13 protein-coding genes are annotated in these 15718 nt (G+C 32.8%); 6 read left to right on the top strand and 7 right to left on the bottom strand.

Annotation, left to right across the window (positions count from 1 at the left end; genetic code table 11):
* Positions 1-2 precede the first annotated feature (2 nt).
* The 3 genes from H6589_12720 to H6589_12710 are packed head-to-tail and all read left to right on the top strand — an operon-like array spanning position 3 to position 5416.
* The gene (locus tag H6589_12720; protein MCB9175467.1) at positions 3-710 is read left to right on the top strand and encodes a response regulator transcription factor; all 708 of its coding nucleotides are present in this window, start codon (positions 3-5) and stop codon (positions 708-710) included.
* 26 nt (positions 711-736) lie between these two features.
* Positions 737-3517, top strand: a complete 2781-nt coding sequence (locus tag H6589_12715) for a PD-(D/E)XK nuclease family protein (protein MCB9175466.1) — start codon at positions 737-739, stop codon at positions 3515-3517.
* A 54-nt stretch (positions 3518-3571) separates the two neighbouring features.
* Positions 3572-5416 carry a SpoIIE family protein phosphatase gene (locus tag H6589_12710; protein MCB9175465.1) on the top strand — a complete coding sequence of 615 codons (1845 nt, stop codon included), beginning with the start codon at positions 3572-3574 and terminating at the stop codon, positions 5414-5416.
* Between the two features lie 16 nt (positions 5417-5432).
* On the opposite strand, the gene glmS is transcribed toward H6589_12710, so the two are convergent.
* The 3 genes from glmS to H6589_12695 are packed head-to-tail and all read right to left on the bottom strand — an operon-like array spanning position 5433 to position 9448.
* Complete coding sequence (gene glmS, locus H6589_12705; GenBank protein ID MCB9175464.1) at positions 5433-7277, bottom strand: glutamine--fructose-6-phosphate transaminase (isomerizing); 1845 nt, start codon at positions 7275-7277, stop codon at positions 5433-5435.
* A gap of 3 nt (positions 7278-7280) precedes the next feature.
* The gene (locus H6589_12700) at positions 7281-8621 is read right to left on the bottom strand and encodes a DUF4270 family protein (GenBank protein ID MCB9175463.1); all 1341 of its coding nucleotides are present in this window, start codon (positions 8619-8621) and stop codon (positions 7281-7283) included.
* A gap of 2 nt (positions 8622-8623) precedes the next feature.
* The gene (locus H6589_12695; GenBank protein ID MCB9175462.1) at positions 8624-9448 is read right to left on the bottom strand and encodes a glycogen/starch synthase; all 825 of its coding nucleotides are present in this window, start codon (positions 9446-9448) and stop codon (positions 8624-8626) included.
* A 232-nt stretch (positions 9449-9680) separates the two neighbouring features.
* Between H6589_12695 and H6589_12690 the strand changes: the two genes are divergently transcribed.
* The 3 genes from H6589_12690 to H6589_12680 are packed head-to-tail and all read left to right on the top strand — an operon-like array spanning position 9681 to position 11875.
* Positions 9681-10517, top strand: a complete 837-nt coding sequence (locus H6589_12690; GenBank protein MCB9175461.1) for a pantoate--beta-alanine ligase — start codon at positions 9681-9683, stop codon at positions 10515-10517.
* A gap of 12 nt (positions 10518-10529) precedes the next feature.
* Positions 10530-10880: an aspartate 1-decarboxylase gene (locus H6589_12685; protein MCB9175460.1), complete on the top strand. Its 351-nt coding sequence runs from the start codon at positions 10530-10532 to the stop codon at positions 10878-10880.
* A 5-nt stretch (positions 10881-10885) separates the two neighbouring features.
* On the top strand, positions 10886-11875 hold the full coding sequence (locus tag H6589_12680; protein ID MCB9175459.1) for a flippase-like domain-containing protein: 990 nt from the start codon (positions 10886-10888) through the stop codon (positions 11873-11875).
* Between the two features lie 52 nt (positions 11876-11927).
* Here the strand turns inward: H6589_12680 and recJ are convergent, their stop codons facing one another.
* The 4 genes from recJ to H6589_12660 all read right to left on the bottom strand — a co-directional run.
* Positions 11928-13628: a single-stranded-DNA-specific exonuclease RecJ gene (gene recJ / locus H6589_12675; GenBank protein MCB9175458.1), complete on the bottom strand. Its 1701-nt coding sequence runs from the start codon at positions 13626-13628 to the stop codon at positions 11928-11930.
* Positions 13629-13711: 83 nt separating this feature from the next.
* Entirely contained in the window at positions 13712-13927 is a 216-nt protein-coding gene (locus tag H6589_12670; protein MCB9175457.1) for a hypothetical protein, read from the bottom strand.
* A 9-nt stretch (positions 13928-13936) separates the two neighbouring features.
* A complete protein-coding gene (locus H6589_12665; protein MCB9175456.1) occupies positions 13937-15193 on the bottom strand; it encodes a hypothetical protein in 1257 nt (418 codons plus the stop codon).
* A 78-nt stretch (positions 15194-15271) separates the two neighbouring features.
* Positions 15272-15718, bottom strand: a 447-nt coding sequence (locus H6589_12660; protein MCB9175455.1) for a hypothetical protein, incomplete at its 5' end; no start/stop codon positions are given.

The following is a 15718-nucleotide window of genomic DNA, read 5'->3' as shown; positions in this document are numbered from 1 at the left end:
TTATGAATGAAACTAAAAAATTACATGTTTTATTAGCCGAAGACGACAACAATTTGGGCTTTGTGGTGCAAGATAATCTAAAGTCGAATGGATTTGATGTTACCTTATGTCTAAACGGAGAAGAAGCGTTAAAAGCATTCGCTAATGGGCATTTTGATATTTGTTTGTTAGATGTAATGATGCCTAAGAAAGATGGATTTGCTGTAGCAGAAACCATTAGAGAATTAAATAAAGACATTCCTATTGTGTTTTTAACGGCAAAAACAATGCAGTTAGACAAGGTAAAAGGATTTACACTTGGAGCAGACGATTACATTACCAAACCGTTTGATTTTCAAGAGTTGATGCTTCGAATAAATGCGATATTAAAAAGAAGCCAGCTTTTGGTTGAAAAAGAAGAAGAAAGTGTTTTGGTATATAAAATTGGTAAATACACGTTTGATATAAAAAACCAAGTATTGCAAGCAACTAAATTTGAGCAAAAATTAACCAAAAAAGAAACTCGAATTTTAACCTTTTTATGCGAAAACATGAATGACATTGCTCCACGTGAACAAATATTAAAAAACATTTGGGGTAACGACGACTATTTTAGTGGAAGAAGTATGGATGTGTTTATTTCTAAAATCAGGAAATATTTGAGTGAAGACACAAAAATTCAAATACTTAATATTCACGGTGTAGGATTTAAACTAGAAGTAACTAAATAAACTCATCACCTTTTAAACCCTATAGATTGTCAACCTTTTTAGCAAAAACCGCACAGCATTTAATACAAAATTATGGCAATAGCTTAAGCAATTGTTGTATAGTATTACCAAATAAACGTGCAGGGTTATTTCTAAAACAACAGTTGAGTAAGTTAATTGATAAACCCATTTGGTTACCACCAATTATTGGGGCAGAAGATTTAATAGAGGATTTATCAAACACCGAGATTATCGATAATTTAACGCAATTGTTCGAATTGTATGAGGTGTATACTAAAATTGAAAAACAGCCCGAAAGCTTTGAAGAGTTTAGTAAATGGGGGCAAATTTTACTACACGATTTTAACGAAATTGATCGATATTTAATTCCAACAGAACCATTTTTTAAAACCATTAACGATGTTAGAACCATAGAAGTATGGAATTTAGGTGAGCATGAACTTTCTACCATACAACAAAACTATTTGGCTTTTTGGAAACAGATGGGATCACTCTACGAAGGGTTTCATCAACATTTATTAGCAAATAACAAGGCTTATCAAGGTAAAGCATTTCGAATTGTTGCCGAAAAAATGTTGGAAAATCCAACTGTTTATATTGAACAAAACATCAAATGGAACAAAGTAATATTTGTAGGATTTAATGCCCTCACCTTAGCCGAAGAAACCATTATTAGTGAGTTAAAAAAGTACAACAAAGCCGAAATTTTATGGGATGCTGATGAGTATTATTTAAACGATAGTTTGCAAGAAAGCGGCATGTTTTTGCGTGAGTTTAAGAAAAACGAAATTTTTACCCCTTTTAATTGGGTAGCCGATAAGTTTAAAACCGAACAAAAAAACATTCATATTGTTGGCATTCCTCAAAGTATTGGCCAGGCAAAATACTTACCCACTATTTTTAAAGAAATAAATAGCGAAAACAACTACAAAGATACTTCGGTAGTATTGGCAGAAGAAAGTTTGTTAGTGCCTGTTTTAGAATCTATTCCATCAGATATAAGTAGCATTAATGTTACTATGGGTTATCCCATAAAAAATGCTCCATTGAGTAATTTTTTTGAAATCTATTTCAACACCTTGCTTAATGCCAATCGATTTGGGAAATCTTCACAACTTACTTATCACTACAAAGATTTAAATAAATTATTACAATTGCCTTTTGCTCAAATTGTTTTTGGTGAGGAAAATTGTAAAAAAGTGTTGGCACACATTATTCAACACAATTGGGTGTTTATCAATAAAGAAAAGCTTGATGTTATTAATAACATGTTGCCTTTTCAGTTGTTTCCTATTTATACCTTAGAACAAACATTGAGCAATTGTTTGGCATTTATAGAAAAAGGAAAAAACCACTATTCAGAAATCCTTACCACCAATGGAAGTGCTAAATTGGAGTTGGAATATTTGTTTCATTTTTCTAAGCTATTCAATCAAATAAAATTATTGAGTAGTAAATATCAAGTTATTGAAGGCGTAAAAACATTTATAAACATTTATAGGCAATTGCTTTCTAACCTAACCATTGAACTTTATGGAGAGCCTTTACAAGGCTTACAAGTAATGGGGATGTTAGAAACCCGAAATATTGATTTTAAAAATGTGATTTTACTTTCTACCAACGAAGGTATTTTGCCATCGGGTAAAACCTTTAATTCATTTATTCCTTTCGATATTAAACGAGCGTTTAACCTACCCACACACATCGAAAAAGATGCTGTTTATGCGTATCATTTTTACCGTTTGGTGCAAAATGCCGAAAACATTTACATTTTATACAATACCGAAACCAATGAGTTTGGAAGTGGAGAAAAAAGTCGTTTTGTTACACAAATAGAAAATGAGTTAGTGGATTTTCCAAACATTACCATCAGCGATAAAATAATTACTTATCCAACAGTAAACAAAAGATTTGAACAATACAAAATCGAGAAATCTGAACAAGTATTGGCAAAAATTACAGCGTTTTTTGAACGAGGAGTTTCGCCATCGGCACTCAATACCTTTATGAATTGCCCCTTGGATTTTTACTATAAATACGTATTGCGAATAAATGAAGTGGATGAGGTAGAGGAAACTGTTGAGGTAAGCACTTTTGGAACGGTTATCCATAATGTGTTAGAAACATTGTATAAACCATTTTTAGAAAACAAATTGGTGCTAACTGCTGCTGATGTGGAGAAAATGCAGGGTCAGGTTGAAGAATTGACCACTGCGGCATTTATTGCCGAAAAGTTTAGCGCAAATGACTTGAAATCGGGAAAAAACCTGATTACTTATAATATTGCATTAGATTATATCAATTCTTTTTTAAAGAACGAAATACGGTTTTTAAAAACCGAAAAACCTCAGTTGCTGATAAAACACTTGGAAAAAGAATTTCGTTATCGACTTGATTTTAATCAAACCAGCATATTGTTAAAAGGTAAAGCCGATAGAATAGACTCTTTTGGCAATAAGGTTAGAATTTTAGATTATAAAACAGGTTCGGTAGAGCCTAGAGATTTATCAATAAAAGTAATGGAAGATGTTTTAGACAAACAAAAGGCTTTTCAAGTGTTGTTTTATGCTTATTTATTTTGCAAAGAGAACGATGTTTCTAACACATCTTTAAACTCTGGCATTGTAGCACTTAAAAAGAAAAGCGATATTTATTTGCCTTTTACATTAGCAAAAGAAGACAGCATTACTCCAGAAAAGTTAGTTGATTTTGAGAAAATACTTTTGCAATTACTTGATGGAATGATGGATACTTCTATCCCTTTTGAGCATAATAAAAAAGCAAAATATTGTTTGTATTGTAATTGATATCAATGAAAAGCTTAATTAGATTTGATTATTTTTATGGTTTACTTTTAAAAAATGCTGCTCTTTACCTCCAACGAAATTAATAAAGCTTGGCAGTTGCTTCTCGATAAGCAACCCGATGATGCATTTCGGGTTTATGAAACTAGAGTGGGAGAAACGGCTGAATTAGATAGCAATCTTTTTTTAGGACATTATTATTTAGTTGCTCAAAACTATAAAGAAGCTGTTGCGGCATTACTTTTGGCAAAACAGTTGTCAACTCAATTGAATGATAACGATAAACTTTTAGCAAGTCTAGAGTTGCTAACAACCTTGTATGTTAAAATTGCGGATTTTACCACCGCAGCCGAAAATTGTTTGGAATATATTGATAAGATACAATCGTTAGCAAAGTCAAATGAAATGCTGTTAAAAGCATTTTTACAATTGGGCGATATTTATCAAAGTACGCATAATTTTAAGGAAGCTATTGCCAATTATTTTAGAGCGTATAATTTGGCAAAAACCATAGGTAACAGTAAACAAGAATCTGATGCATTATTTAAAATTGGAAATGCTTACAATTGGAACGAAGAGTTGGAGTTGGCAGAAGAGTATCTTTTGGAAAACATTGCCATAAATAAAAAAGAAGGGTATTATAACGCTTGGTCTCATGCTAGTTTATCTATTCTTTACACCAAACTAAAACGAAATGATGACGCGCTCCACACTTTCGAAATGTCGTTGGATGAAGCAAAGGCGGCTAATGATAAGCAGTTGATAGCCAATATTTCGAAAAGTTTAGGTAACCTCCACATCATTATGGGTAATATTGATAAAGCTATAGAGGTGTTATCTGAATCTATTCGTATATCGGAAGAATTAAATATAAAAACGGTGTTGATGCTTGCTAATCAGTTTATAGCTGAGGCTCACGAAAAGAAAGGAGATGTTGCAAAGGCTTACCTTCATTTTAAAAGATACTTTGAACTTAACGAGGAAATAAAACACACTAATACTGATGTTAAACTTAAAGGTTTGCAATTGAAATTTGATGTAGATGAAGCAAAAAAAGAAAGTGAGTTGTATCGCCTTAAAAACATTGACTTGGTAAATGCTAACACAGAAATTGAACGTCAGAAACAAGAAATTCTTACCAAGAATAAAGAAATAACAGATAGTATAGTGTATGCTAAGAGGATACAAAATGCTATGTTGCCCGATCTTAATTTATTGAATGAGGTTGCTACCGAACATTTTGTGCTGTTTAAGCCAAAAGATATTGTGAGTGGCGATTTTTATTGGTTGGCAGAAAACGATGATTGTGTTTATTTTGCTGTAATTGATTGTACAGGACATGGCGTGCCGGGAGCATTCTTGAGTATTATTGCCAATAACTTGTTTAATAAAGCGGTGTACGAACAACAACTTTCGGGAACTGACGAAATATTGAATTATGTTCACCAAGAAATAATTTCCTCATTAAACAAAAAGGCGACTGATTCTGGTAAAGATGGAATGGATGTAGCACTGTGTTCAATTGATAAAAAGAGGAAAACACTAACTTATTCAGGAGCTTACAATCCTATCTGTATTTTCAGAAAGGATAATTTAACAGAAATAAAAGCAGATAAATTTATTATTGGAAATTCGTTAATTACACAACAGCATTTGTTTACGCCTCATACCGTTGATTTACAAAAAAACGATATGGTTTATTTGTTCACTGACGGGTTTGCCGATCAGTTTGGTGGTCCAAAAGGAAAAAAATTTAAATCCAAAAACTTAAAAAAGTTGTTTTCTCAGTTAGCTCAATATAATTGTGAAGTTCAATTTAATAAAATGGAACAAATTTTTACCGAATGGAAAGGTAATTTGGAGCAGATTGATGACATCTGTATTATGGGTGTGAAAATTTAAGTTCGAGAATTAACCTTTACTCTACTGTAACCGATTTTGCTAAATTTCTTGGCTGATCAACATTACATCCTCTCATTACCGCAATATGATATGATAATAATTGTAGCGGAATTGAAGTTAATAATGGGCTCAATGCATCTTCCGATTCAGGAACTTCGATAACATGGTCGGCAATAGCACGAACAGCTGTATCTCCTTTAGTTACAATAGCAATAATTTTACCGTTTCTAGCTTTCACTTCCTCAATGTTACTCACTACTTTTTCGTAGTTACCATGTTTGGTAGCAATAACAACAACAGGCATTTCCTCATCAATTAAAGCAATTGGCCCATGTTTCATTTCGGCAGCTGGATAACCTTCAGCATGTATATAAGAGATTTCTTTCAGTTTTAAAGCTCCTTCTAAAGCCACTGGAAAGTTATAGCCTCTACCTAAATACAAGAAATTACGTGCATCTTTAAACAGTTTAGAAATTTCCTCAATTTTAGAATCTGATTGAAGCATTTTTTCTACTTTGTCAGGAATTGAATCTAATTCTACCAATAATTGACGGAATTTCGAGTCAGATAAAGTACCTTTTTTCTGGGCTAACGATAAAGCCATTAAAGTTAAAACAGTTACCTGAGCCGTAAAAGCTTTTGTGGAAGCTACACCAATTTCAGGACCAGCATGGGTATAAGAACCTGCATCCGTTGCTCTTGAAATGGTTGAACCTACTACATTACAAATACCAATAATGGTTGCACCTTTTTCTTTAGCTAAATTAATTGCAGCCAAAGTATCTGCAGTTTCACCTGATTGTGAAATGGCAATTACCACATCATTTTCAGTAATAATAGGGTTTCGGTATCTAAACTCAGAAGCATATTCTACTTCAACAGGAATTCTAGCTAAATCTTCAATAAGGTATTCACCAACTAAACCAGCATGCCATGAAGTTCCACAAGCAACAATAATAATTCGTTCAGCATTAATTATTTTTTGTTCGTATTCTCTTATTCCACCTAAAGAAACAATGCCTTTGTTAAGATCAATTCTTCCTCTCATACTATTTTTGATAGATTGAGGTTGTTCAAAAATCTCTTTCAACATAAAATGATCGAAACCACCTTTTTCAATGGCTTCCAATTGCATTTCTAATTCTTGGATGTATGGTATTTTTGGTTGGTTTTTAATGTTCATTAAACGCATGTCTTCACCACGTCGAAGAACAGCAATTTCTTCGTCGTTTAAGTAGACTACATTTTTTGTATATTCAACAATTGGTGTTGCATCAGAAGCGATATAATACTCATCTTTTTCACCAATTCCAATAACTAATGGGCTACTTTTTTTTGCAACAATAAGTAAATCGGGATCATTTTTTGAAAGGATTGCTATCGCATAAGCTCCAATAACTTCTGTTAAAGCAACACGTACTGCTTCCTCTAAATTAACTGAGGTTTTATCTTGTATATCCTCAATTAAATGAATCAATACTTCTGTATCGGTATCGCTATGAAAAACATGTCCTCGTTGTTTTAATTCAGATTTTAATGAGGCATAGTTTTCAATAATACCATTGTGTATTATTGCTAGTTCCGATGAGCCAGAAAAATGAGGGTGAGCATTTTGGTCGTTTGGAGCACCATGTGTAGCCCAACGAGTATGACCAATCCCCACACTACCTGATAAATTTTTATCTGCAGCAAAAGCTTCTAATTCAGAAACTTTGCCTTGTTTTTTATATAGATTTATTTCAGAATTACTTATTAATGCAACTCCAGCACTATCATAACCTCTATATTCTAATCGTTGTAGCCCTTTAATTATAATCGGGTAAGCTTCTTTATGACCGATATATGCAACAATTCCACACATATGTTAAAATTTAGAATAAGTAATGTTTAATTTGATTTTGTTCGAAGAATGTTTAAAAGAGTTCAATATTGAACGGTTGGCTTGAACTGAAGATCCTGTAGCTATTAAATACATTCCATAATCAGTTGTATTATTGTTTATTAAGTCTTGTATATGACGAGCAATATTAAATGTATATGTTTTTGTTGTGGAATTATAAGTTCCACCAAAATAGGCTGCATTTTCAAAATAATCAATTAAAAATGTGGGTTCATTATTTGAGTTTATACCTGTTAAAGCTAAAGTAGGGATAGTTGGTAAATTATTTCCAATATCACTAACAGGAAAAATAATTTCGGCTTTGTTAACAATTATTTTACCTTCACTACTTAAGGTTTTTAAATTTGGAATCATTAGCTTAGTTTTCACGCCTCCCATTGATTGTACATAAGTTAGTGTAGAATCGTGGCTTATACTATTTAGTTGCTTATCTATTTCAGTGCCAGTATAATTATGCTCAAAATGATTGAATTTTTTACTTTCAGAATTAATGATAAAGCTGTAAGATTTTTCAGGTCCAGTATCATTAGAATAAAAAACAGTTAAGGTTGATAATGATGAATTCATATCAAGATAAAGTATAGCGCCTTCATTTACCGCTAGAGTGGTATTGGTTACATTTGTTGAAGGTGTAATGTATAATCCATTTACTAATGTTTTTAGAGCGGTATTATTAACAATGATATTAGCATCTTTTCCAGCATCTAAAATCTCTTGTCCGAATGTGTTAGATAAAGGTATTCTAATGTGAGCTGATTGCCAAGTTGTATCGCCATTTTGAATGACTTGAACTGTATCAGAAAGATTTGGTAAAAACGATAACGAACCAATAGGAGTAGAGTTATATGTCAATACATCTTTTGAATAATATTCAGACTTTGTAAATTGTTCTGTAAGCCTGTGTACATCAATATCCATGTTAACACCTGTAACGCCATAAGCAGAGACTGAACTTACATATTTCATTGTTAAAACAACAGAATCAATAACTGCATTGTTGCCAAAATTCACATTAGAACCTGCAAGTGTAATTTCAGTATAGAATGATGCTGATGCTGGACCGAAAATAGAGTCGTTGTAAATTCCTAATAAATTTGCACCAGCTATATCTGTTCTAATTGAATCATCTAACAACAATGTTGTTGTAATAGTCATAGTATCTGTAAAATGGATGGTTAAATTTTCGTTGTTAAATTCAGGAAACAATTCTCCATCTTTTTTACACGACATTAATACCATTAAAAAGAGAACGGAAAGCAAAAGTGCTTTCCGTGTATAAGGCAATACTAATTTTTTATTGTTCATTCTTAATCTTGTAATACTGATTCTAATATTTCGTCGTAAAATTCAGAATGAGCCTGAACAAACGTTTCCATATCTTGGTGTTTTAATTTTGGTTTATCAATACTATTGAAATAACTTTCTAATTCTGGGTGTACTTTTTCACTTCCCATAACAACTGCATCTGAAGCATTCATTGCAGCTTTATTAATGTCAATAAAAGATGTTTTTTTATAGTCGGCAACATCCTCAGCAGAAATTCCATCCATCATCGCTTTTTCAGCAAAGTTTTTATCTAACGATTTATCAAAGTCGTTATTGTATAATGAATAAACAACCTTTGCGTTTTCAAAAATAGGGTCTTTACTGTATGATGTTTTGATGTATAAAGGTACCAAGCTCGACATCCACCCATGACAATGAATAATATCTGGAACCCAGCCCAATTTTTTAACGGTTTCTAGAACACCTCTAGCAAAAAAGATCGATCTTTCATCATTATCTTCAAAAAACTTACCTGTTTCGTGGCAATTGGTAGTTCCTTTTCTATTAAAAAAATCTTCACTATCAATAAAATAAACCTGCATACGTGCTGGTTGAAGTGAGCCAACTTTTATAATTAAAGGGTGGTCGGTATCGTTGATGATCAAATTCATTCCTGACAAACGAATAACCTCGTGCAATTGGTTTCTTCTTTCGTTTATACAACCAAATTTGGGCATAAAAGTTCTTATTTCTTTTCCAGCCTCCTGAATTCCTTGAGGTAAAAATCTACCTACGTTTGATAATTCACTTTCTTCTAAATAAGGGGTAATCTCTTGGGAAATAAATAATACTTTCTTCTTTTTCATATGAATTTGATTGATGTTGAGGGTTAAACATGGTTATTCTCGGTTGTAGTTCCGAGCTTATCCACTAATTGTATGTGTCGATGTTTTGACACGTGATGAATCATAATCTTAATTTATGAATTGAACACAAAGATACTAATTTTTAGAGTGCAAGTCAAGCAAATTAAAATAGTTTAACAGTTTACTGAATTATTTATTTATTTTGCAGTCCAAAAAAATTAAACAAGCTACTATGCTTATTTACAAAACGGTTAAAGAATTAACTCAATTCTTAAATGATAATAAGCATAAAACGATTGGCTTTGTCCCAACTATGGGGGCTTTGCACCAAGGGCATCTGTCGTTAATTGAATTGTCGAGACAAAAAACAGAGGTAACCGTTTGCAGCATTTTTGTAAATCCTATTCAATTTAATAAACAAGAAGATTTAGACAATTACCCAAGAAATGTGGATGCAGATGTTGCGAAGCTTGAAACTGTTGCTTGTGATGTGCTTTTTTTGCCTTCTGTTGATGAAATGTATCCAAACAAAGCATTTAAATCGTTTGATTTTGGAAGTTTGGCTGAGGTAATGGAAGGTGAGCATAGACCTGGGCATTTTAACGGAGTAGCCAATGTTATTGAACGTTTTTTTGACATCATAAAACCACAAATGGCATTTTTTGGTGAAAAAGATTTTCAGCAAGTAGCTATTGTAAAAGCTTTAACCAAACAGTTGGGTTTACCAATTAAAATTGTGGGATGCCCTATTTTAAGAGAGCCAAGTGGTTTGGCAATGAGTTCACGTAACGAAAGACTTACAACTCAACAAAAACAAGATGCAGCAATTATTTTTGAGGCATTGAGCTACATCAAAACCCATTATTCAAAATTCACCATTGAAGAACATAAAACATATTTTTCAAAAGCAATTTCGGCTAAAAATATTGAATTGGAATACATCGATTTTGCCGATGGTAACACACTTCAACTTATAAATAACTGGAACGAAACTGAATATTGTGTAGTTTTTGTTGCCGTTCATGTAGGAAATGTAAGGTTGATAGATAATGTAACAATATTTATTTAATTTTGGCGCGTTATGCAAGTACACGTTTTAAAATCGAAAATACACCGCGTTAGAGTTACAGAGGCTGACCTAAACTATATTGGAAGTATTACCATTGATGAAGATTTGATGGAAGCATCAAACATTATTGAAGGTGAAAAAGTTCAAATCGTTAACATTAACAATGGCGAACGTATTGAAACTTATGTAATTAAAGGTGTTCGTGGCTCTGGTGGAATTTGCTTAAACGGACCAGCTGCCCGAAGAGTTGCGGTTAACGATATTATCATCATTATTTCTTATTGTATTTTAGACTTTGAAGAAGCAAAGAAATTTAAGCCAACGCTTATTTTTCCGAACGAAAACACCAATAAACTAAAATAAAAGGTTTGAAAAAATACCTCGTTCCATTTTTAAAAATAACCGTTCCGCTGGGGTTGGGTGTGTTTTTAATTTGGATGGTGTACAAAGATTTAACGCCTCAAGACATTTCCGACATTAAAGTTGCTTTTAGCGAAACCAATTATTTTTATATTGTACTCTCGGCAATGTTTGGTTTGTTAAGCCATGCCAGTAGAGCTTGGCGATGGAAATACCCACTGAAAGAATTGGGTTATAACGTTCACTTTTTAAATGGATTTTATACCGTTATGATTGGTTATTTTGCTAACATGGGTATTCCTCGTAGCGGAGAAATTATGCGTTGTGGTTTAATGGCAAAATATGAAGATATTCCTTTTAACAAATTAGTGGGGACTGTAATTGCAGAGCGTGTAGCTGATTTGTTGATATTAATAGCCTTTATCTTTTTGGTCATTTTTTTACAGTTCGAAAAATTGAGTGCCTACTTGATTGAAATGGGAATAATGGAAAAATTCTCGTTGCAAAAAATATTGATTTATTTAGGTGTATTGGTTGTTGGGGGTATTGTTGGATTTATCATACTTAAAAAATCAAATAACGTAATCATACTCAAAATAAGAGGGTTTCTGCAAGGTATTTTTGAGGGGTTAAAAACCATTGTAACCATGAAAGACAAGTGGTTGTTTATTGGGCATACCATTTTTATTTGGTTGATGTATGTAGTGATGTTTTACATTACTTTTTACAGTTTACCATCAATCGAAAATGTGCCGTTTTCTGGTATTATTACCGCTTTTGTAATTGGTGGAATAAGTATTACAGTTACCAATGGTGGAATTGGAGCTTATCCGTTAGGTATGGCAAGTGTTTTAGCATTGTATGGTATTGCTGAAAGTACTGGTTACGCTTTTGGTTGGGCAGTTTGGACAGGACAAACCGTTATGTTAATTCTTGGTGGTTTAGCTGCTGCAATTTTATTACCGAGGTTCAATAAGAAAAGGGAAATCCTCCCCTAACCCCTCCAAAGGAGGGGAAACTCTCTTCCCAAGGGGAAGTTGGAGATGGGATTTAAACCCTAATGTCTTTAATGTTCAGCTGAATAGTAGTATTTCCATTCCAAGTATTTTCTTCAATGTTATACACTATACTAAATGGAACTCCTGCCGCTATTTCGTTTTTGTATTCGCCTAAATTAAAACCAATACAAGCCAATTTTTGGTTGGGATTATCCTCTTGAAAAACATTCATTTTTAAATGATTTTCGCCAACGGTGTAAACATTTTCATCACAAAAAACTTGGTGTGATACAAAAACTGGTCGCATGTTACCCGGTCCAAAAGGACCAAATTGATTCAATACTCGAACAAACTTTTGGTCAATTTCCGATAAATTGATTTCGTCGTCAATTGTTATTTGTGGGATAAGCATGTAATCCTCAATTTGAGCAGTTACCACCTCATTAAACTTACTTGAAAACGCAGCTAAATTTTCTGGTTTTAAGGTTAAACCTGCGGCGTATTTGTGCCCACCAAATTGTTCTAGCAAATCGCTACAAGCATCAATAGCGTTGTACAAATCAAAATCTTTTACCGAACGTGCCGAGCCTGTAATTTTTCCGTTCGATTCGGTTAATACTATGGTTGGGCGATAATGGGTTTCGATTAAACGAGAAGCCACAATGCCCACCACACCTTTGTGCCAATCGCTTTTGTAAACTACGGTTGTTCTTTTTTGTTCAAAGTATTGGTCATCCTCAATAATTTGTAACGCTTCTTGAGTAATCAGTTTGTCAATATCTTTTCGGTCGGTGTTTAAATCGTTGATGTTTGCTCCAAAATCGGTGGCGGCTTCTTCGTTTTCGGAAACCAACAATTCTACCGCTTTGTTGCCAGATTCTAATCGTCCAGCAGCATTAATTCGTGGTGCAATGGTAAAAACTACATCCATGGTAGTTAATTCTTTTTTGAGTTTAGCCACATTTATCATGGCTTTAACACCTGGGCGAGGTTTTTCGTTAATGATTTGCAAACCGAAATACGTATAAACCCTGTTTTCGCCAGTTATAGGAACAATATCAGCACAAATACTGATGGCTAATAAATCTAAATAATTGTTGAGTAATTGTTCGTCTTTACCCGTTTTAATACTCCACGCTTGCATCAGTTTAAAACCTACACCACAACCCGAAAGCTCTTTGTAGGGGTAGTCGCAATCTCTTCGTTTTGGGTCTAACACAGCTACTGCATTTGGAATAGTGTCGCTAGGTTGGTGATGGTCGCAAATGATAAAATCAATGTTTTTTTGGTTGGCGTATGCTACTTTGTCAATTGCTTTGATACCACAATCGAGGGCAATAATGAGTGAAAAATTGTTTTGTTCTGCATAATCAATTCCTTGCAAGGAAATACCATAACCTTCGGCATACCTATCTGGAATGTAATACCCCAAATTGGAGTAGAAGTTGGATAAATAAGAATAAACCAAGGCTACTGAAGTGGTTCCATCCACATCGTAATCACCAAAAACCAATATTTTTTCATTGTTAGCAATGGCTTTTTCTATCCGTTCTATCGCCTTTTCCATGTCTTGCATTAAAAAAGGGTTGTGCGTATGTGTTAAATCGGGTCTAAAAAAATGTTTGGCTTCTTTTAAGGAGTTTATACCTCGTTGTATCAAAATGTTAGTTAACGATGGTGTTAGGTTTTTGAGTTCTTCTGATAGCTTTTGTATAGCTTCCTCGTTCGATTTTTCTGTTACTTCCCAACGCATTTGATAATCGGTGTTTTATTCAAAAAAAGCTAAGTTCCAGTATTATAAAAATACCAAAACTTCAATATTTAAGAGAATAAAAATTATTTAGAAACTATTTTAGCTAAATCTTTTTTTACCGAGGAAATCATATCAGACACAATTAAAGAACTTAACTCCTCAATTGAAGCTTTTGAGATATCTATAGTCTTTTTTGAGCTGTTTATATTTGATTCAATACAACTTACGTCAAGAATGATTTGTGAGAAACTATCCTCAGATGTAAAATATGAGTTAGAATTGGTTAAAAGTCCTTCCATGGTACAAAGTTAAAAATATTTTTGAAAAAATGGTTGATTTAACTCAGGATTAAAATAATGTTTTCTTTTAATCCAAATAAAGCCATCTCCTTTTGTAATCACTGCTATATCAACTGGTCCACCTACACTTTCTTCTGCCATTGTAAATCTTCTTTTTAAATATGTAAGATAGACCAAACTTTCAGCCATTTCAGCAAGGTCTTCCTTAGATAATTGAGAGACAGCTCCCATGAGAGGGTTTACATATTTTTGACTTACAATAGTATTAAATTGACTTTGATATTTGTTTACATAATTTTCTGCTTTCAATGTTTCCAAATGTTTTTGTACATTCAAAGGCATACCTTTTATAGATTTTATTTCTTTAATAAAACCATTTATAAAATTTCCAAAGACATTTGCTGATAATTGATTCAACTCTGGACTTACTCCTTGTAATATTGTATCAATAACATCAGTTTGAGCGAAAGGTCTTATACAGGAATGTTGATTATTTCCAATGGTAGCAATTTTGTTGTGATCGAGGTTATATCTTAAATTCCCATCAATCACAATAGAAACATTTATAGGTAATAGTTGTGGAAATAATTCTTTATCTCCATAGCCAGTAAATATAAGCCCAGTAAATTGTATAAATTGATCGTGGGTAATATAGGCGTAATAGGCGTTAATTAAAAGAGGTTCAATCTTATCTTTACTAAATTGAATCGAGGTGTGAGTTTCTAAACTATTGATTATTTTTGGCATGAATATCGATAGTTTGGTTTCGATATTTTTTTTATTCAATTTCGATAGACTTTCTATCTTCTTATGTTTGGGAATTTCATTAGCTATGTAGGTACTTAGTAGTTGGATGAAATTATTTTCAAGATTTTCTTTTTTCCCATTATTTTTCTTTAATGTTTCATTTAAAATTGCTTGAACAAACGACATTACATCTATCAAAACAAAATCGTCTTGTTTCTCATCGGCAAAGTATTCATTTAATTTTAACCATTGAAAAAAATCATCTTTGTATTCAGTAAGTTTAGAGAAACTTTTTTGCCCTAGGTTTTTTCTATATTCTTTTATTAAAATTTCCCATGGAATACCCATAAATTGAGCATTATTGTAGATAGCAATTCCTACAGGGTGAAATTTTGAAAGGGTAAAAATTTTGTTAGCAGAATTATATACTTTTCTATTTTGTAAACCACTGACAGTAACTGCACTATCAGCAGCTATTGCAACCCCTTGTTTGTTTAATATTCCTGCTACAGCCGTCATAATTATGGTTTTATTTTGAATCTTTTTACATTTACTTTTTTTATAAATAACCTAAAAAAAGCAATTAATTTATAATATTTAAAACGAATACGTTAACCCACCCAAAATGTTAAAACGTTGAGTTGGGTAATCTTCAAACTTTTGGTAACGTACAGCACCCATGTTGTTAAAGTTGATAAAAGCAGAAAGCTTTTTGGTATAGCGGTATTCCAAGCCTAAATTGGCATCAAATACGCCTTTTAATTCTTTGGCTTCTTCAGTGGTTACAATTACACCACTTGCTTCGGTAACGCTGCTAAATGCCTTTGCATATTGTTTGTTTATAAAGAACAAATCGGTACGTACAATAATTTTATCGCTTAAATCGTAAATGCCCGAAAGCGAAATTTTCATATCAGGTTTGTGCCAAGCTTTTAACTCGTTTGCAGGACTGTAATCAAAATAATCGCCACGTACAATTATTTTTAGTTTTTCTAATTTTTGGTAAGCCAACTCGCCACTTATTTGGTTTAAACCAACAGTATC

Source organism: Flavobacteriales bacterium (assembly GCA_020635795.1).
Taxonomy (GTDB): domain Bacteria; phylum Bacteroidota; class Bacteroidia; order Flavobacteriales_E; family Vicingaceae; genus Vicingus.
This window is presented reverse-complemented; position numbering and strand designations above follow the sequence as displayed.